General features: G+C 61.5%; 1 protein-coding gene. It reads left to right on the forward strand.

Going from position 1 to position 408, the window contains the following annotated elements; all coding sequences use genetic code 11:
• Window positions 1-219: 219 nt before the first annotated feature.
• Window positions 220-408, forward strand: a 189-nt coding sequence (locus IMZ11_RS46990; protein WP_374463296.1) for a MarR family transcriptional regulator, incomplete at its 3' end; no start/stop codon positions are given.

Below are 408 nucleotides of genomic sequence, written 5' to 3' on the forward strand. Positions count from 1 at the left end.
AGTTTGAGTTGTTGTCCGAGACACGGTCGCCCGTCCCGGCGCACTCGACGAGGACGAAGCGAACAGGGGGTTGATGAGGGGATTACTAGCGGTCATGGCGTGGCTCCGATGCCCTAGATGCCTATTTAATTTCTGTGACGAACTTAATAGCAGCCCCCTGTCTACGCCGTCAAGGAGGTTCAGCTGAAGCGGTCCGAATCAGCGCGCCAAGAGAAGCAGGTGTTGCATCTGCTGCACCGCCAGCGCGTCGTTCACCTGTTGCGTACCGAGGGTCCGTTGGCGCGGGCCGATCTGGCTGATCGGCTCGGTCTGAGCCGCCCCTCCATCACCACCCTCGTTGGCGAACTCATCGACGACGGAACCCTCGTCGAACTGGATTCCCGCGTCGAGGGTCCGGGTTACCGGGGC

It is taken from the genome of Microtetraspora sp. AC03309 (assembly GCF_020826795.1).
GTDB lineage: Bacteria > Actinomycetota > Actinomycetes > Streptosporangiales > Streptosporangiaceae > Microtetraspora > Microtetraspora glauca.